The following is a 17,461-nucleotide window of genomic DNA, read 5'->3' on the forward strand; positions in this document are numbered from 1 at the left end:
CAGGATGCCATCTTGATGGGCCAGGAGACACAAACCCTGGCCCTGCCCCGGTCAAGCCTTGGACGGATAGGGATGGTGCTCGGCCCAATGACGGGCAATATCCACACGGCGGCAAACCCAGACACGCTCGTGCGACTGCACATAATCCAGGAAGCGCTGCAAGGCGCGAAAGCGCCCAGGGCGGCCGATCAGACGGCAGTGCAAACCGATGGACAGCATCTTGGGAGCGTCTTCACCTTCTTCGTAGAGCACGTCAAATGCGTCTTTCAGGTAGGAGAAGAAATGGTCGCCCGTATTGAACCCCTGAGGGGCAGCAAAACGCATGTCATTGCTGTCCAGCGTATAGGGCACAATCAACTGGGGCTTGACCGTATTGTCGCTGAGCTGAACTTCGGTCCAGAACGGCAGGTCATCACCGTAATAATCGGAGCTGTACAAGAACTGACCCTCTTCGGCCACCAGACGCAAGGTGTTGGGGCTGTCCCGACCGGTATACCAGCCCTCGGGATGATGGCCCAGCAAGTCCGTCAGCACTTTTACGCACTGGCGCATATGCTCGCGCTCGACTTCTTCAGACACGTTCTGGTAGTGAATCCAGCGGTAGCCATGACAAGCAATTTCATGCCCCAGGCGCACAAATTCCTGTGCCAGCTCGGGGTGACGCTCCAGCGCCATGCCCACACCAAAGATGGTCATGGGCAGGCCGCGCTTTTCAAACTCTTTCAGAATCCGCCAGACACCCGCCCGCGAGCCGTATTCATAAATGGATTCCATGGACAAGTGACGGTCCGGGTAGGCTGCTGCGCCGATGATCTCGGACAGAAACTGCTCAGAGCCCGGGTCACCGTGCAGGACGCAGTTCTCCCCCCCTTCTTCATAGTTCAAGACAAACTGCACCGCGATGCGCGCCCGATCAGGCCATTGTGCATGGGGCACGTTTTTGCCGTAACCGACCAGGTCACGAGGGTACTTACTCAAGGACATACCGTCTCCGTTTAGCGTTTTACGCTGAGGGCCAGCCAAGGATCGGCAACACTGCCATCACCCGCTTCGCTCATGCGATGTTCACAATCACTTAAGTGATGATGCATAGCCAGATGCGCGCCTTGGGCATCTCCCTGGCTAAGCTTGTCCAAAATCTCTTTATGCTCATGAAACGAGCAGGCCTGTTCGCCCGGCGTGTCGTGATAGGCGATGATGAGCGTGGTGCGCGCACACAAGGTGTGCATCAGCTCGGTCAGTTCATCGTTGCCGGCGCAGCGCGCCAGCATCACGTGAAAGGCATTGGACAGGCGCAACCAGCTGATGCGATCGCCGTGCTCGAACGCGTGCTGCTCTCGTTCCACCATGTCGTACAGACCGGCCAAACGCTCGGACACATCGGGATAAGCGAGCAGTTTTTTCAGGATCAGCGACTCCAGGTCGCGCCGCAGCTCGAAGACGTCGCGCGTTTGCTTGGCCGTGGGCTTCCAGACAAACGCACCGCGATTGGGCTCGATGACCACAATCTTGTCGTGCTCCAAGGCAGCCAGGGCGGCACGCACGGTCGCCCGCGAACACTCGAAGATCGTGCATAGCGTGGCTTCGGTCAGTTTGGTGCCAGGCAAAAGACGACGATCGACAACCGCATCGAAGATCTGGCTATATACACGCCCGACCTCGGTATCTGCCAGGCCACCCTCGAGCAGCGAGGAGGCGCTTGGCGCTTGGGATTCATTCGTCGTCCCCTCTTGCCGCCGTATCTGAAGCATAGAATTTCTCGTTATTGACTATTGACAATTATTCGGTACCCCGACAAAATCGTCAACATAAATTGTCGACAATCTGATTCCTCAAACAGAGCGACAGTTTCGGGGCCTCAACCCAGCGCACTGATCCTTGCACCGTTGGCCCCCGGCCGGTTCTCAAAACTGGGCTCGCTGGACCTTTTTTGATCACCATAAACCGGAGACATTTATGGGAAAGCTATCTACCCATGTCCTTGACACGACTCAAGGTCGCCCAGCCAGCGGCGTGCGCGTCGATCTGTATGCCATTGAAAACGATCAACGCACTCTGATCAAAACCACTCACACCAACAGCGACGGTCGCTGTGATGAGCCCTTGCTGCAAGGCCAGGCCATGCACACGGGCGTATTTGAACTGGTGTTTCATGCCGGTGACTACTTTGCCGCCAGTGGTGTGGCATTGCCTGAACCCCGCTTTGTGGATCAGGTCGGCATTCGGTTCGGTATCGCCGATGCCAACGCCAACTACCACGTTCCCCTGGTCGTGACCCCCTGGTCCTGGTCTACCTATCGCGGCAGCTGATCGCGTATCCAAGTCGACTTTTCGCTTCTATACGAAACCACTCTGATACGAGATCTTTATGTACGCTTACCTACTTGAGTACGGCAACCTGCTGCTGCGCTGGTTGCACGTGATTGCGGCTGTCGCCTGGATCGGCGAGTCCATCTACTTTGTGATGCTGGACAACGGCCTGAAACCGCCTAAAGGCGAAGAAAGCAAGAAACGCGGTGTGTTTGGCGAGATGTGGGCAGTCCACGGCGGCGGCTTCTATCACAACCAGAAATACCTGACCAACCCGGCCGAACTGCCCGATGACCTGCACTGGTCTTTCTGGAAGTCCTACACCACCTGGTTGTCCGGCTTCTTCCTGTTCGCCCTGCTTTACCTGACCAAACCCGAGTTCTATCTGGTCAACCCCAACAGTCCCTGGGAATGGGCGGCCCAAATGTCGGGCACGCAGGCTAATGTGATGGCCATTGCTTTCCTGGTGCTGGGCTGGGTGGTCTATAACGGTCTGTGCCGACTGATCAGTCCCAACATGAACCGCGACGGCCTGCTGAGCGTGGCTGTGGCCATCATGATGGTCGTGGTGGCTTACCTGAGCGCCCACATCTTCTCGGGTCGTGCTGCCTTCTTGCTGACTGGCGCCGTGATGGCCACCAGCATGTCGGCCAACGTGTTCTTCTGGATCATTCCCGGCCAACGCCGCATGGTCAAGGCACTGAAAGCCGGTCAGGCGCCCAACCCTCTAGATGGCAAGCGCGGCAAACAGCGTTCGGTACACAATACCTACTTCACGCTGCCTGTCCTGTTGCTGATGCTGAGCAACCACTACTCGTTCACGTATAACAACCCCAATGCGTGGATCATCATGGTGCTGTTCATCTTTGCCGGCGCCCTGATCCGTCAGTACTTTGTGCTGATGCATGCCGGCATCAAAAAGCCAGCCTACCCGGCTGCCGGTGTGGTTCTCCTGCTGATCGTGGGCTACCTGGCTGCCCCTGCCAATCTCAAAGGTGAGGTTGCCAGCGCTCCAGCAGCCGGTGAGGCCGCCGAAACGATCACGGTCGCTCGCGTCCAGGAAATCATGGATGCCCGATGTGTACAGTGTCACGCGGTCAAGCCCAATGCAGACTTTGGCTTTACCGCCGCCCCTGCCGGCATGCTGCTCGATACCATCGACAACACCGTGTTGCACGCAGAACAGGTGAAAACCGTGGTGCACTCCAAGTACATGCCTTTGGGCAATATGACTCAAATGACTGACGAAGAGCGTGCCGCGATTGCCGCCTGGAGCGGTACACGCGACTAGGAGTGCCCCAGGCCAAGCCCTGACAGGGCCATCAGCCCGCTCCCTCCAGCCCCGATGTGACACATGTCACGTCGGGGTTTTTTCTTATGGCGCCACGCACCTGGTAGCGAAGACTGCTGCGGGCTTTACCCACTCCCTGCCGCCAGACATAGCTTGCCAGATCGGAATGACTGCATCGCCTGCCGGGGCTGACTGTGTGTATTGGCTTGCGCATTGCGACAATTTCCAGCTTGATGCCGTAAGGGAGCGTGGCCTGCCCCCCGTGCCTGAGTTTGCTCCTGTGCTTGGGTTTGACCGTGCTCCCGAACCTGGGTTTGGCTCTGGTCTACCGCGTGTGGCTGGGTGTGAGCGTTTGATGGAGTCTGGCCTTGTACCCGGCTTTGGGCCTGTGCTGGAGGAGGGACAGGGGCTGGCGTTGAGGTTGGAGACAAACTCTGTCCTGCTTCAGGCTCGAATTCAAGCTCGATACAACGACTGTCCAGTGACAACAAGCGGATTTGCCGATCACGCTCTCGTCCCACGGGCCATACCTGCCCCTGCTGAAACAACAGCACACGCTGACCGATCTGCACCTCGGCCAGCAAGCGCGTATCGCGACCGTAGATCGCTTTCAAACTTGCCCAGGACTCAGGCCTGAATGATTGAGGCGCGCTTTCTGCGACCCTGGAAGGGCGAGCATGGCCCACTTTCTTTTCTGTTTCCTGTCGCAGACAGGCCCACACACTGTGACACTCCCAGGCATCGAACGACGCACGACGGTCTATGTGCCGCAATTGCCAGCCTCGCCCTTGGTGAGACGTGTCCCTTATCGACAAATTCGCTGCAGACCGCTCCTCGGGTTGGGCCGCCTGCTGAAGAAGGGCGAAGGCACGGCCCGCATCCTGCCCTGAAGTGAGTTCCAAACCTGCAGTCGCACTTTGCCGGGAGGGAGCCCGTAAGGCTGAAGTGGGAGCTGGCAAAGGAGCTGAAACCGTGAGCAAGCCAGGGGAGGTAACGGAAGCCAAGACCCCAGTCGAGGCAGCGGCCGGGTCCGGCTCCTGATCTGACTCTACACTGGAGCTTGAGTCTGAACCTGAGTTTAAATTTGGATTTGGATTTGGATCATCGTCTAAGTCTGGGCCAGAAGCGGACACCAGGCTCTTGGCTGGGTCAAGACGAGGGGTGAACTGAAGGTGGAGACTTGGCTCAATGCTTATCTCAAAACCCGGGCTGTCAGGGGACCCTCCTCTGCTGTTCTGGTCCCGTAAACCCACCGACAGCACGCTAGCCACTCCCATCATCAAGAACAGAGACAGCGTGAACAGGCGGATAAACGTTTTTTTTGTATCTCCGATCCTGGTGATAGATTGACGCAGCATGCGTGTATGGGTACGACTGCCCTGCTCCAGGCATATCCATACATCATCAGGTTGCCGCAATTCACGCAGCCTGGGATACCGTGTCCGCATCGCTTGCCGCAAGGCATGCACTTGCCCGAGCTGAGACAGCACGCAGTCACTGCCCTCCACCACCTTACCTTGTTCCAGCACCAGGAACCACAGCAGTCCAGGGGCTACGGCCCATAACAGGAGCACCGTTTCCTGAGGGTGATGAACCGCCAGGCAGGCGGCCGCAGAGTGGGCTTGGATGCCTCTCAATCCCGAGCGCGTCGGCCCCGTCCGCGCCAGGCGGAGTACCGAGCCACGACGCCGGTGACGCAGTTGTTTGCCCCACACCCAGCCCAGTGCGGGCCGTTCCGCTCCCATACGACATATCCATCGAGAGCGACCCGGCGGGCCACCAAACGGCCTCTGCTCAGTCTCAGTCCATTGCAAGCCAAACCAGTATTCGCGCGGCAAGGTGACGGAGATCATCGCCCCCCCTTGAGCTGTGTTTTACCGGGCAACATTCCATCCCGGTGCCATAACTCGGGCTGTTGCTTCAGGGCCAAGCCCAAGGCACTCAGACGGGCCGGCGTGTCTGTCACCAGCAAGGCATGAGGAGGATGCCCCAGAACTCTGACCTTTCCGGCCCGGGACAAGAACATTTCCGTCATGTCCTGCAGATACGCGGCAGCCGAACGGCCTCTTCCCTCATCCTGACCTCGGTCAAGCACCGTATCACCCAAGCCGCCCCTATCAGCGGCTTGAGCGGAACGGACATGCTGCTCTGTGGCGGCGACAGGCAGATCAAAACGACGGGTTTCTATACGATACAGTTCGATGCGACCGGCATGGAGCCGCCAGCTCAGACTGTAGACTGCGGCGATTTGATCCAGTAAATCAGACAAGCGCAATTGCTCAAAGACCAAACCCCCACGCGGCGCTGGCTCAAGAGCTTCCTCGTTCACGTTCAGGCGCGGTAAAAAGTGTGCCAGGGGCAAACGGGCTTCAGGACTGATCGTGACCGATAGATCAGACAGGGCTGAAAGGCGGCGGGCTAGCTCATCCAGGCTGGGTAAAGGTTCCTCCAAGGAAAAGCTGAAAGTCTGTCCGGGACGCAGGACAGCCGGCATAACAGGCTTTTTTCTCAAGGGAACTGCGTCTCCCAACAGCCAAGGTTTGTCGACAGACTGTGTGACACTTTCCGACCGTTGCTCTGCTGAATCAAGCACAAACGCCTCATCAAACCAGGCCTGCTCAGCCTGGCGTGCGCCTGTTTGCAAGACGCAGCCTGCCATGAGCAACACCAGTGGCAAAACGACGCACTTCATGATTGCCCCTCCCCCCGTCGCTGAGGTTTGCAGGTTTGGGGCCAGCTCAGCACCCGCAAGACCCGATTGGAGTAAAAGCAGGCCTGTAAAGGATGCGCATTCAGCTTAGCCGCATCCAGCAACTGGGCCACCGCCGTCTCAAAACCTCCTTCAAATCGGGCGGCCGTCTTGATAGGAAAATCCACCTCCAAGGCCCAATGCTCAGGCGTAAACACCCATTTGGCCTGCCTGGCCCAACGAATCAGCGCTTGTCGTAGCGTTTTATCGTTCAGGCGCAGCTCAAAAACAGACTGTGTTTTTTCCTCCCATGGCCCCTCCACAGCCTGCTGGTTCTGTCCTTTCACGCGAGGAGTCGCTGCCTGCCCCTCCCCCTCTATCCGCGCCCACTTTCCCCCATCAAGATCAGAGGGCGGGGTTGCCGGGGATGTTTCCCCCTCTGCAGCAGATGCTGCTACAAGACTGTCTGCCGGGCGCTCTGGCGGCATTGGGCGCTTCAGTGGAGCCTCTGGCAGCGTCTCCAGGCGCGCAGATGACTCAGATCGCAAGGACGTCCCAGACCTGCTCTCGGACTGAGCACGTCCATCCATGACGGAAGGAGCCGCTACTCCCAGAGACGTATCACCAGACAGGCCGGGCTTCCCCAGGGCAGCGTTCTGCCGTGACTGCCTGTCCGAAGGGGCCGGCGACGACAAAGCAGCAGCTCCATCATGCTGACGATGCGAGGCGTCGTCTGTTGTCTGCGACGGTCTCAGACTTGCCCTGGCTTGCGCCCGCCCAGCGCGAAACACCAGTTCCGTCCACAATGCATCAATGACGTGAAATTGACCGGACACGTTCAATGTCAGCAAAGTCTCCTGACCGTCATGCCATCCAAACACAGCAGGCAATCTCTGGCCCGGCGCAAAATGCAGCCAGATACGCGTGCCATTATCAAAAACCTGCATGGGGCCGGCTTGCGGGTCGCCTGACAAACGCCAGTCGAAATTGAACACACGCGTAGCCGGGTCGGCCAAGCGGCCATCGCTCCCCCGTCCAGTCTGACAGGCAGACATCCCAAGGCAACATAGCAACAACACGATAAAACGGGCAAAGACGCGCATCACAGACATCCATAGAAAAAACCCCATGTCCCGTCAGGGGCATGGGGTTTATCTTCGGTGATGCTCGCTCAAGCCACCAGATCGGCTTGTACGGACAGATAAATCAGCGTCCTTTCTGAGCCACCAGACGGTTGGCTTCGGTAGCAGCCGTACGCAAGGCCGTCAAGGCCGGCTGATGACCATCCAGCGCGCTATCCAGACTTTGATTGAACACGGCGCGGATCTGGCGGTAATTACGGAAATTGCCTTTGGCCGTACCCGAGGTGCCGCTGCTGTACGCGCCAACCAGGTGCATCCAGTCGCCCTTGTCCTTGTAGTAGTCACTGCCCGTCGCGTTAAACGCTTCGCGGCTCACAGGCAGAAAGCCTGTGTTCTGATACCAGCGTGCCGCATTCTCGGGCTGAGCCAGCCAGTTGATGAAACGGGCCGAGGCCTGATTCTGTTCAGCATTATGACCTTTAACAGCCCACAAGGCCGAGCCCGTTACGAAGGGTTTACCGGGCGTTTGAGTCACTTCGGGGTAGTACGGCAAACCCGTCACGGCATATTTTAGTCCGCGAGTATTGCTGTACTCGCCAATATGACCAGAGTTGGACAGCATGACTGCACATTCGCCTTTTGCAAAACGCTGGGGCGACTCTGGCAGGGTGCCCGGCTTAACCAGCAATTCGGACTTGACCCAGCTGATCATCATGGACAGGTGACGGATATACATCAGATCAAAATCAAAGCCGACCTTGCCTTTGACTTTGGGGCCGGGAGCCAGACCGTAGATCTGATTGTTGACCGCAGCCAGATTCTCAAGATTGATAGACACCGACTGATCCGAGGTCAGCGGGCAACGGCGCGAACCATTATTGGCCAACTGCACCAACTGGCCTTGCAAGTCCAGCCAGACCCGGCTGGGAACCGCGGGCTCGACCTTGGCCTTATCAAAGGCATTGATGTTGTAGTACATGACGGGGATTTCGGCCATGTAAGGGAACCCCTGCAATTGACCACGGCCATTGCGTACAAATGAGTTCGAGGCCAGGAACCAGGACACGTTGTCCATCTTTTCCCGTGCCAGCAAGGTGTGCATGGGCAGGATGTAGGGGCGATCGGCCACCTCATCCAGACCGGACATCTCGCCAAGCTGCACCAGATTGGGCAGATCCTTGCCAGCGCTCATGAGCTGCTCGAGCGCCGCTTCGGTTTCATGCGCCTTGACCGTCACTTTGACGTCTTTCTGGCTGCGATTGAAATCCCGAACCAAACTTTCAAACTCGCCCTGATTGTGCGCGTTCAAAGCGGTCCAGACCTGAATGTCAACGGCTGCCAGGGCATTGGACCCAAACAGCAAAGCGGCTGAGCCACCCGCTGCCATCGCCAAAGCCATAACACCACGTTTCAACAGTAATCCGCGTAGATTTTTCATACATCCTTCATGATAAAAAAGGAAATTCAGGTTCGGGTTTGTGCCCCATGATAAGGTCAGCCAGGGCTCGACCAGAGCCTATGCCCATCGTCCATCCCAAGGTGCCATGCCCCGTATTCAGGTACAGGTTGGGGATGGAGGAGCGGCCTATCAGCGGAACATTTGAGGCTGTGGCAGGACGCAGTCCCGACCAGAAAGAAACATTATCAAAATCCAATGCACTTGGGAACAGATCAGCCACGTGCATTAACAAAGCCTGACAACGTGCCGGGTTCAAGCTGCGCGAATAGCCCGACAGCTCGGCGGTTCCGGCAACTCGCAGGCGGTCACCCAAACGGGAAAATACCAGCTTGTTGTCCTTATCGGTCAGGCTCACGGTGGGCGCTCCCTGCGGAACCAGCACCGGAAAGGTGGCCGAATAGCCTTTGGCCGGGTAGACGGGGCAGGCAATGCCCAAGGGCTGCAAGACCGATGGACTGAAACTGCCCATGGCCACCACAAAGGCATCGGCCTGGATAGACTCATAGCCGCCATCCGTCCCGATGACCTCCACCCCAAGCACTCGCCCTTTGGCGGTCAACAAACGGGTGATCTGGGTGGAAAAGCGAAATTCCACTCCGGCGCGCCCGGCCATGGCGGCCAAACCGCAGGCAAACTGGTTGGCATCGCCGGACTCATCGTCCTTGGTGTAGTCGCCCCCCACAATCTGACCACGGGCCGATGCCAGTGCGGGCTCAAGCTGCACCAGCTCGTCCACGCTCATGATACGGCGATCTACGCCCATATCGCGCATGACATCGGCCATTTGCTGGGAATCGTCCAGACTTTGGGCATCCCGGTAAAACGTGATGATGCCTTTTTCCTGATGGCGATAATCAAAATCCAGATCAGGGCGCAACTGCTTGAGCGTGCTGCGGCTATATTCTGCCATGGCCACCAAGGCGCGCACATTGGGCGCAACCCGTCCGGGCAAGCACTCGCGCAAGAAAGACAGGCACCAGCGCCATTGGCGCAGGTCCAAACGCGGACGGAATAGCAAAGGTGCGTCATCCTGCAGCAACCATTTCAGCAGTTTGAGCGGCATTTTCGGGTTGGCCCACGGCTCGGCGTACGAGACCGAGATCTGCCCGCCATTGGCTCGCGAGGTTTCCTGTGCCGGGCCCGTTCCCCGGTCCACAACCACCACCTCGCAACCGTGCTGGCTGAGCCACCAGGCAGTTGATACCCCAATAATGCCGCTGCCCAGAACTGCTACTTTCATGTGTACTGTCCGCTTGTTGAGCTAGTGTTCAAGACGCTTACTTGACGTCTGCCAAGGATGTAAAGGCATCTGCAAAATAATTATCCGGATTCAGGCGAGCCTGCTCCACGAAGTCCTTGCGGGCCGCTTCAACCATGCCCGGCGCGCCACAGGCGTACACCTGCCAGGCCGACAGATCCGGCAAATCAGCCAATACCGCCTGATGCACAAAGCCCGTGCGGCCTGTCCAGCCATCTTCTGGCTGGGCGTCGGAGATCACCGGAATGAAACGCAAATTGGGCAATTCGCTGGCCCATTTCTCGGCCAATTCGGACTGGTACAGATCCTTGGGCCGACGACCGCCCCAATACAGAGCCACCTCACGCTGGCTCCCGGTTTGAATCAGGCGTTCGATCAACGCCTTGATAGGAGCAAAACCCGTGCCGCTGGCCAGGAAAACCATCGGTGCTGCACTGTCTTCTCGTAGGAAGAAAGAACCCAAAGGTGCTTCCACACGCAGAATCTCGCGCTCTTTCATGGCGGTGGCGCCGGCACCAAAGACGTGATCGGTAAACACGCCACCGGGCATGTGACGGATATGCAGTTCGACCTGATTATCTTCCCGAGGCGGCGTCGCCATCGAGTAACTGCGACGGCTGCCGTCTTTCAGAATGAACTCCAGATACTGGCCCGGATAGTAGCGAAATGGTTCGGAGGACGGCATTTGCAGACGGACGATCATGACATCATCCCGCACTTTTTCCAGGCCCACTACGCGCGAGGGCATCTTCCGGATCTGGATATCGCTCGCCATGCGAATCTCATGAGACTCGATCAACAGGTCACTGCTGGGCTTGGCCTGACAAAACAGAGTATAGCCAGCAGCAAGATCCTCCTGGCTGAGCAATTGCTCGGGCGCCCGACCGGCATCGTACTGCCCGTCAATAACCTTGCCGCGGCAAGATGAACATGTGCCGTTGCGGCAGCTATAGGGCAGGACAATCCCTGCATTCAGCGCGCCATCCAGCACCGACTGGCCAGGCTGTACATCAAAACTGTGCCCGCTGGGCTGAACCGTGACTTTGAAACTCATATCCAACACTCTACAAAGAAATCCATCAGGCGGAGGACCAGCCTCCGGCGGCAATATACACTCAGGCCAGGTCGGGCCGATGCAGCACGGGCTCGTTCAATTTGAGCGACAGGGTCTTGCCCTTGCCGGCGCGCTTGCCCAGATACATGGCCAGCATATCCAGGTCCATCACAACGGTGGACGCACGCTTGCGATGCACTCCACTGACCGCCAGACCGGTTTCCCCAAAGGCTACCCATTGACTCAGCGTGTCTCCCTCGTTCAGCTTGATCAGCACCGTGCCACGCCCCCCCTTGGACAGGACTTTCAGCTCCTTGATGTCCACGACCAGGAAACGTCCCTGTTCGCTAAGCAGCCCCACATAGAGATCGTCGGGGCGCAAGGCCAGGGGTTTGAGCAGTTTTTTACCCTCTTCAAGCGTAACAAACTGCTTGCCCGCCCGCTGTCGGGTGTTCATATCGCCCTGTGAGGCAACAAAGCCGTAGCCATCGCAGGCTGCCAGCACATAGTTCTGCTCCGGCGCGGCCCCCAAAATGTGCTCGATCGGCGCACTGGGGCTCACATCAATCATGGAGGTAATGGGCTGCCCATCGCCTCGAGCCGAAGGCAGGCTGGAAACGGGCACAGTATAGACCCGTCCATCCGTGCCGATGGCAACCAGATCCGTGGTGCTGCGGCATTCCAGTGCATCGCGCAAGCCATCCCCGGTCTTGAAACTGAACTGCGTGGCATCATGGCCGTGTCCCTGACGCGAACGCAACCACCCTTTGCGCGACACGATGACCGTCACCGGTTCATCAACCACTTTGGTCTCAAGCACGGCGCGCTCGGCCGCTTCAATCAAGGTACGACGATCATCGCCGTAGGTTTTGACGTCCGCCTCGATTTCACGAATCATCAAGCGCTTCAAGGCCTTGGGATCATCCAGAAGCTTTTGCAAGGACTGCTGTTCATCCAGACGCTCTTGCAACTCTTTTTCGATCTTGAAGCCTTCCAGACGCGCCAGCTGACGCAAGCGCATTTCCAGAATGTCGTCCGCCTGACGCTCGCTCAGATCAAAGCGCTCCATCAGCGCAACGCGTGGTTCATCAGACTCACGAATGGTTTGAATGACCTCATCGACATTCAGATAGACCACCATGCGCCCTTGCAGGACATGAATCCGGTCAGTGACTTTGTCCAGACGGTAGCGGGTACGACGCTCCATCGTATGACGACGAAACTCCAGCCAGTTAAGCAGGATCTGACGCAAAGAGCGCTGGCCGGGGCGGCCATCCGTATCAATGCAGACCAGATTGATGGAGACGTTGCGCTCCAGGCTGGTTTGCGCCAGCAAGGTGGTCACGAACTCGTCCCGGTCAATGGTGCGGGATTTGGGCTCGAACACAAGACGCACCGCCGCCTGCTTGCCCGACTCGTCGCGCACGGCATCGAGCATGTTCAGCATCAAGGCCTTGGTTTGCTGCTGCTCGGTGCTCAGCGATTTCTTGCCGGCCTTGACCTTGGGGTTGGTGCGCTCCTCAATCTCCTCGAGAATCTGCTGAGAAGAGCTGCCGGGTGGCAATTCCGTGACAACCAGCTGCCATTGCCCCCGAGCCAGTTCCTCAAACACCCAGCGGGCTCGGGCCTTGATCGAGCCACGACCTTGTGCATACACCGCGGCAATATCAGCAGCGGCAGAAATGATCTGACCACCACCGGCAAAGTCCGGGCCGGGGACGATCTCGTGGATTTCCTGATCGCTCAAATTCGGATTGCGCAACAGGCTGACGCAGGCTTGCGCAACTTCACGCAGATTGTGAGACGGAATCTCCGTAGCCATCCCCACGGCAATGCCCGATGCACCGTTAAGCAGCATGATGGGCAAGCGTGCCGGCAAGGTCACCGGCTCTTTCTGACTGCCGTCATAGTTGGGAATGAAGTCCACCGTCCCTTCGTCCAGCTCATCCAGCAGCAGACGGGAAAACGGGGTCAAGCGTGCTTCCGTATAACGCATGGCCGCAGCATTGTCACCGTCGCGCGAGCCAAAGTTGCCTTGCCCATCCACCAGGGGATAACGCAGCACAAAATCCTGCGCCATACGCACCATGGCGTCATAGGCGGCCTGGTCACCGTGCGGGTGATACTTACCCAGCACATCCCCCACCACACGGGCCGATTTCACGGGCTTGGCCGTTGGGCCCAGGCCCATGGCATCCATCGCGTACAGAATGCGGCGTTGTACCGGCTTCTGGCCATCGGTCAGGTCGGGCAACGCACGTCCGCGTACCACTGAAACGGCGTAATCCAGGTAAGCCTGTTCCGCGTAAGTTGCCAGCGTGATGCCATCGTCCGATCCCGCCGGTTCAAAATCCAATTGATTGCTGTCCATAAATAACTCTTAAGTCGGGCTCAGACGTCCAGATCGGCCAAATTGCCTTTTTCTTCCAACCATGCACGGCGGGCAGAGGCCTCGCCCTTGCCCATCAGCATGGTGAACATGGCTTGCGTGCCGCTCAAGCCGTCTTCTCCCCAATGCACGGGCAACAAACGACGGGTATCGGGATTCATGGTGGTATCCCACAATTGCTCCGCGCTCATTTCACCCAGCCCTTTAAAGCGGCTGATGCTCCAGGACTCGTTACGTATGCCCTCGTTACGCAGCTTTTCCAAAACCGCATCCAGCTCGCCCTGATCCAGACAGTAAATCTTGCGGGCCGCACGCTTGCCGGCGGCAGGCACGTCGACGCGAAACAGGGGCGGACGCGCCACATAAACGTGACCAGCCTCGATCAGCTTGGGGAAGTGGCGAAAGAACAAAGTCAGCAAGAGCACCTGAATGTGCGAGCCGTCCACGTCCGCATCAGACAGAATGCAGATGCGACCATAGCGCAAACCGGACAAATCCGGCTCGGACTGGGCATCGTGCGGGTCCACGCCGATGGCCACGGAAATATCGTGAATTTCCTGATTGGCAAACAGCCGGTCCCGGTCCACTTCCCAGGCATTGAGCACTTTGCCGCGCAGCGGCAAAATGGCTTGAAACTCCTTGTCGCGGCCCATTTTGGCGGAACCGCCGGCCGAATCACCCTCGACCAGAAACAGCTCCGAATTGTCCAGATCGTGGGACTCGCAATCCGTCAGCTTGCCCGGCAAGACCGCCACGCCCGAACTTTTGCGTTTTTCCACTTTCTGAGCCGAGCGGGTACGGGCCTGGGCCTGACGCACCGCCACTTCAGCCAATTTGCGACCCTGGTCCACATTCGCATGCAAATGCAGTTCCAGTGCGTTGCGCACATAACCACTGACCAGACGCACGGCGTCACGACTATTGAGCTTTTCCTTGATTTGCCCCTGAAATTGCGGGTCCAGCACCTTGGCCGAGAGCACAAAGCTGGCCCGGGCAAACACGTCCTCGGCCTGCAGCTTGACGCCCTTGGGAATCAGACTGTGCAGTTCGGCAAAACTACGCACCGCCTGGTAGAGGCCATCACGCAAGCCCGATTCGTGCGTGCCTCCCGCCGGGGTGGGGATCAGATTGACATAAGACTCACGCACAATCTGGGACTCCAGCGTCCAGGCCACCACCCAGTGGGCTCCTTCACCCGGGGAGAAATTATCGTCATCCTGCGGCGCATACTGGCGGCCCTCGAACAAGGGCACCAACAGCTCCACGCCCTGCATTTCTTCCTGAAGATAGCCGCGCAATCCGTCCTCGTAGCGCCACTGCTGACGCTGGCCGGTCTTTTGCTGCACCAGCTCTACCGTCACCCCCTCCAGCAACACTGCTTTACTGTGCAGGATATGAGTCAGCTGGGCCAGGGGTATCTGAGCGGAGTCGAAGTATTTGGGATCGGGCCAGACGCGCACCCGGGTTCCGGTCTTGCGCTTGCCCACCGTCCCCGTCTGGGTCAGGGGCTGCTGCAGCTCGCCATCGGCAAACACAATCTCATTGGCTTGACCATCCCGCCAGACGAGCACCTCCAGACGGCGCGACAAGGCGTTGGTCACCGATACGCCCACCCCATGCAATCCCCCGGAGAACGCGTAGGCGCCCCCGTTCAGCTTGTCGAACTTGCCCCCCGCATGCAGCCGGGTAAACACCAGCTCCACCACCGGCGCGTTCTCTTCAGGATGCAGACCAACGGGAATCCCCCGCCCGTCATCCTCGACCTGTATGCCGCCATCCTCCAGCAAGGTAACCGTCAAGGTGCGTGCAAAACCGGCCAGCGCTTCATCGGCCGCGTTATCGATGACCTCCTGCACAATGTGCAGGGGATTGTCCGTGCGGGTATACATGGCCGGGCGCTGGCGGACCGGTTCCAGCCCTTTGAGCACCCGTATAGAAGATTCGTCGTAACGTGTAGTAGACAACTTGATTCCCGGTAGATCGTACAGAAAAACGCTATTTTACGAGTGCTTAGGCGCCAATGGGCAAACGCTTTATTGACGCGCACTGCGCGGCGAATGCACATTATCAGGCAGACGCAGTGGTATCCTGTCAAAAATTGGCAACAAGACCGTGGCAAATGGCCGTAGAATACATTGTGCTCAGGTCACGCCACCCGTATAGTTTTTCGTTATCTCTCTTTTTTTGTATCTAGCCATGAGCGACTCCATCAAACACATTACGGACGCCTCTTTTGAGTCTGACGTCCTCAAAGCCGACCTTCCCGTTCTGGTCGATTACTGGGCTGCATGGTGCGGTCCTTGTAAAATGATTGCTCCTTTGCTCGATGAGGCGGCCGAACTGTACAAAGGTCGTGTTATCATCGCTAAGCTCAACGTCGATGAAAATCCCGACACCCCCGCTCAATACGGTGTTCGCGGTATTCCAACGCTCATGCTGTTTAAAGACGGCAAAGTGGCCGAGACAAAAGTCGGCGCACTTTCCAAGTCCCAACTTAGCGCGTTTCTCGACAGCTCCCTGTAATCTCTGATTAACCGCACGCAGGCCCTATGCTGGCCTGCGGTCTGCTGCTGAAAGCCCTTCCCCACACCCATGCACCTGAACGAATTAAAAGCTCTGCACGTCTCGCAGCTGCTAGAAATGGCTGCCACTCTGGAAATCGACAACGCGAACCGCTTGCGCAAGCAAGAGCTGATGTTTGCCATCATGAAAAAGCACGCCAAAAAAGGCGAGCAGATTTTCGGTGACGGGGTGCTTGAAGTCCTGCCTGATGGTTTCGGTTTCCTGCGTTCGCCCGAGACCTCTTATCTGGCCAGCACAGACGATATCTACATTTCTCCCTCGCAGATTCGCCGTTTCAATCTGCACACGGGTGACTCCATCGAAGGCGAAGTGCGTACCCCCAAAGATGGCGAGCGCTACTTTGCCCTGGTCAAGGTGGACAAAGTCAACGGCATGCAGCCCGAGGCCATCAAACACCGCATCATGTTTGAAAACCTGACGCCGCTGCATCCGGACCAGCCCATGCGGCTGGAGCGCGACATCAAAAGCGAGGAAAACATCACAGGTCGTATCCTGGATATCTTCTCGCCTATCGGCAAAGGCCAGCGCGCCCTGATCGTGGCCAGTCCCAAGTCGGGTAAAACCGTGATGATGCAGCACATCGCTCATGCCATCACCACCAATTACCCCGAGGCCACCATGATTGTCCTGCTGGTGGACGAGCGCCCGGAAGAAGTGACCGAAATGCAGCGCACCGTGCGCGGCGAAGTCGTGGCCTCGACCTTTGATGAGCCGGCCACGCGTCACGTGCAAGTGGCCGAGATGGTCATTGAAAAGGCCAAGCGCCTGGTTGAATTGAAAAAAGACGTGGTGATCCTGCTCGATTCCATTACCCGTCTGGCGCGCGCCTACAACACCGTGGTTCCTGCTTCCGGCAAGGTATTGACCGGTGGTGTGGACGCCAATGCCCTGCAGCGCCCCAAACGCTTTTTTGGCGCTGCCCGTAATCTGGAAGAAGGTGGCTCCCTGACCATTATCGGTACTGCCCTGATCGAGACCGGCAGCCGTATGGACGAAGTCATCTATGAAGAATTTAAAGGTACCGGCAACTCCGAAATCCATCTGGAGCGCCGTCTGGCCGAGAAACGCATTTACCCTGCCATCAACCTGAACAAATCAGGCACACGTCGTGAAGAATTGCTGATCAAGCCCGACCTTCTACAAAAGGTCTGGGTTCTGCGCAAATTCATCCATGGGATGGATGAAATTGAAGCCATGGAGTTTATCCTGGACAAAATCCGGGCTACCAAGACCAACTCCGAATTCTTCGACATGATGAAGAAGTAAATCGAACATCCTGCGCAAGCCTCTCTATACGAGAGGCTTGCTTGCGATGGGCGTATGATCGGGTGCATTCCCGTGCATCC

The 17,461-nt window shown here is 57.8% G+C and carries 14 protein-coding genes; 4 read left to right on the forward strand and 10 right to left on the reverse strand.

Going from position 1 to position 17,461, the window contains the following annotated elements; genetic code table 11:
• Nucleotides 1–51 precede the first annotated feature (51 nt).
• Together puuE and RSQ48_RS10545 are read right to left on the reverse strand one after the other, a co-directional pair.
• Nucleotides 52–984 carry an allantoinase PuuE gene (gene puuE / locus RSQ48_RS10540; RefSeq protein WP_003799295.1) on the reverse strand — a complete coding sequence of 311 codons (933 nt, stop codon included), beginning with the start codon at nucleotides 982–984 and terminating at the stop codon, nucleotides 52–54.
• 11 nt (nucleotides 985–995) lie between these two features.
• Nucleotides 996–1,751 (reverse strand): GntR family transcriptional regulator, encoded by a 756-nt coding sequence (locus tag RSQ48_RS10545; RefSeq protein ID WP_059318847.1) that lies wholly within the window; start codon nucleotides 1,749–1,751, stop codon nucleotides 996–998.
• 205 nt (nucleotides 1,752–1,956) lie between these two features.
• Between RSQ48_RS10545 and uraH the strand changes: the two genes are divergently transcribed.
• Nucleotides 1,957–2,310: a hydroxyisourate hydrolase gene (uraH, locus tag RSQ48_RS10550; RefSeq protein ID WP_003799293.1), complete on the forward strand. Its 354-nt coding sequence runs from the start codon at nucleotides 1,957–1,959 to the stop codon at nucleotides 2,308–2,310.
• A gap of 58 nt (nucleotides 2,311–2,368) precedes the next feature.
• The gene (locus RSQ48_RS10555) at nucleotides 2,369–3,601 is read left to right on the forward strand and encodes a urate hydroxylase PuuD (RefSeq protein WP_240208593.1); all 1,233 of its coding nucleotides are present in this window, start codon (nucleotides 2,369–2,371) and stop codon (nucleotides 3,599–3,601) included.
• 125 nt (nucleotides 3,602–3,726) lie between these two features.
• On the opposite strand, the gene RSQ48_RS10560 is transcribed toward RSQ48_RS10555, so the two are convergent.
• From RSQ48_RS10560 to RSQ48_RS10595, 8 genes are all read right to left on the reverse strand, one after another.
• Nucleotides 3,727–4,215 (reverse strand): hypothetical protein, encoded by a 489-nt coding sequence (locus tag RSQ48_RS10560; protein WP_415301772.1) that lies wholly within the window; start codon nucleotides 4,213–4,215, stop codon nucleotides 3,727–3,729.
• A 1,235-nt stretch (nucleotides 4,216–5,450) separates the two neighbouring features.
• Nucleotides 5,451–6,293 carry a hypothetical protein gene (locus RSQ48_RS10565; protein ID WP_240208592.1) on the reverse strand — a complete coding sequence of 281 codons (843 nt, stop codon included), beginning with the start codon at nucleotides 6,291–6,293 and terminating at the stop codon, nucleotides 5,451–5,453.
• Nucleotides 6,290–7,393: a TcpQ domain-containing protein gene (locus tag RSQ48_RS10570; protein WP_415301773.1), complete on the reverse strand. Its 1,104-nt coding sequence runs from the start codon at nucleotides 7,391–7,393 to the stop codon at nucleotides 6,290–6,292. The genes RSQ48_RS10565 and RSQ48_RS10570 overlap by 4 nt, the downstream gene beginning before the upstream one ends.
• Before the next feature lie 103 nt (nucleotides 7,394–7,496).
• Nucleotides 7,497–8,810, reverse strand: a complete 1,314-nt coding sequence (locus RSQ48_RS10575) for an extracellular solute-binding protein (RefSeq protein WP_003799285.1) — start codon at nucleotides 8,808–8,810, stop codon at nucleotides 7,497–7,499.
• Nucleotides 8,811–8,817: 7 nt separating this feature from the next.
• On the reverse strand, nucleotides 8,818–10,071 hold the full coding sequence (locus RSQ48_RS10580; protein ID WP_003799284.1) for a D-amino acid dehydrogenase: 1,254 nt from the start codon (nucleotides 10,069–10,071) through the stop codon (nucleotides 8,818–8,820).
• 37 nt (nucleotides 10,072–10,108) lie between these two features.
• A complete protein-coding gene (locus tag RSQ48_RS10585; protein WP_131070674.1) occupies nucleotides 10,109–11,143 on the reverse strand; it encodes a CDP-6-deoxy-delta-3,4-glucoseen reductase in 1,035 nt (344 codons plus the stop codon).
• A gap of 61 nt (nucleotides 11,144–11,204) precedes the next feature.
• Nucleotides 11,205–13,514, reverse strand: coding sequence for a DNA topoisomerase IV subunit A (gene parC, locus RSQ48_RS10590; RefSeq protein ID WP_240208590.1), 2,310 nt, complete (start codon nucleotides 13,512–13,514; stop codon nucleotides 11,205–11,207).
• Nucleotides 13,515–13,534: 20 nt separating this feature from the next.
• Nucleotides 13,535–15,502 (reverse strand): DNA topoisomerase IV subunit B, encoded by a 1,968-nt coding sequence (locus RSQ48_RS10595; RefSeq protein WP_407927748.1) that lies wholly within the window; start codon nucleotides 15,500–15,502, stop codon nucleotides 13,535–13,537.
• A gap of 226 nt (nucleotides 15,503–15,728) precedes the next feature.
• On the opposite strand from RSQ48_RS10595, the gene trxA reads away from it, so the two are divergent.
• Together trxA and rho are read left to right on the forward strand one after the other, a co-directional pair.
• The gene (gene trxA / locus RSQ48_RS10600) at nucleotides 15,729–16,055 is read left to right on the forward strand and encodes a thioredoxin TrxA (RefSeq protein WP_003799275.1); all 327 of its coding nucleotides are present in this window, start codon (nucleotides 15,729–15,731) and stop codon (nucleotides 16,053–16,055) included.
• Nucleotides 16,056–16,124: 69 nt separating this feature from the next.
• The gene (gene rho / locus RSQ48_RS10605; protein WP_003799272.1) at nucleotides 16,125–17,381 is read left to right on the forward strand and encodes a transcription termination factor Rho; all 1,257 of its coding nucleotides are present in this window, start codon (nucleotides 16,125–16,127) and stop codon (nucleotides 17,379–17,381) included.
• Nucleotides 17,382–17,461 lie beyond the last annotated feature (80 nt).

This window comes from Alcaligenes sp. SJTW-7 (assembly GCF_047716895.1).
GTDB classification, from domain to species: Bacteria; Pseudomonadota; Gammaproteobacteria; order Burkholderiales; family Burkholderiaceae_B; genus Alcaligenes; species Alcaligenes ammonioxydans.

Excerpts from the sequence above, each read along its gene's own strand:
- RSQ48_RS10580 (WP_003799284.1), bottom strand. The coding sequence starts at position 10,071 with ATGAAAGTAGCAGTTCTGGGCAGCGGCATTATTGGGGTATCAACTGCC.
- RSQ48_RS10585 (WP_131070674.1), bottom strand. The coding sequence starts at position 11,143 with ATGAGTTTCAAAGTCACGGTTCAGCCCAGCGGGCACAGTTTTGATGTA.
- parC (WP_240208590.1), bottom strand. The coding sequence starts at position 13,514 with ATGGACAGCAATCAATTGGATTTTGAACCGGCGGGATCGGACGATGGC.
- RSQ48_RS10570 (WP_415301773.1), bottom strand. The coding sequence starts at position 7,393 with ATGCGCGTCTTTGCCCGTTTTATCGTGTTGTTGCTATGTTGCCTTGGG.
- RSQ48_RS10545 (WP_059318847.1), bottom strand. The coding sequence starts at position 1,751 with ATGCTTCAGATACGGCGGCAAGAGGGGACGACGAATGAATCCCAAGCG.
- trxA (WP_003799275.1), top strand. The coding sequence starts at position 15,729 with ATGAGCGACTCCATCAAACACATTACGGACGCCTCTTTTGAGTCTGAC.
- puuE (WP_003799295.1), bottom strand. The coding sequence starts at position 984 with ATGTCCTTGAGTAAGTACCCTCGTGACCTGGTCGGTTACGGCAAAAAC.
- uraH (WP_003799293.1), top strand. The coding sequence starts at position 1,957 with ATGGGAAAGCTATCTACCCATGTCCTTGACACGACTCAAGGTCGCCCA.
- RSQ48_RS10575 (WP_003799285.1), bottom strand. The coding sequence starts at position 8,810 with ATGAAAAATCTACGCGGATTACTGTTGAAACGTGGTGTTATGGCTTTG.
- rho (WP_003799272.1), top strand. The coding sequence starts at position 16,125 with ATGCACCTGAACGAATTAAAAGCTCTGCACGTCTCGCAGCTGCTAGAA.
- RSQ48_RS10555 (WP_240208593.1), top strand. The coding sequence starts at position 2,369 with ATGTACGCTTACCTACTTGAGTACGGCAACCTGCTGCTGCGCTGGTTG.
- RSQ48_RS10565 (WP_240208592.1), bottom strand. The coding sequence starts at position 6,293 with ATGAAGTGCGTCGTTTTGCCACTGGTGTTGCTCATGGCAGGCTGCGTC.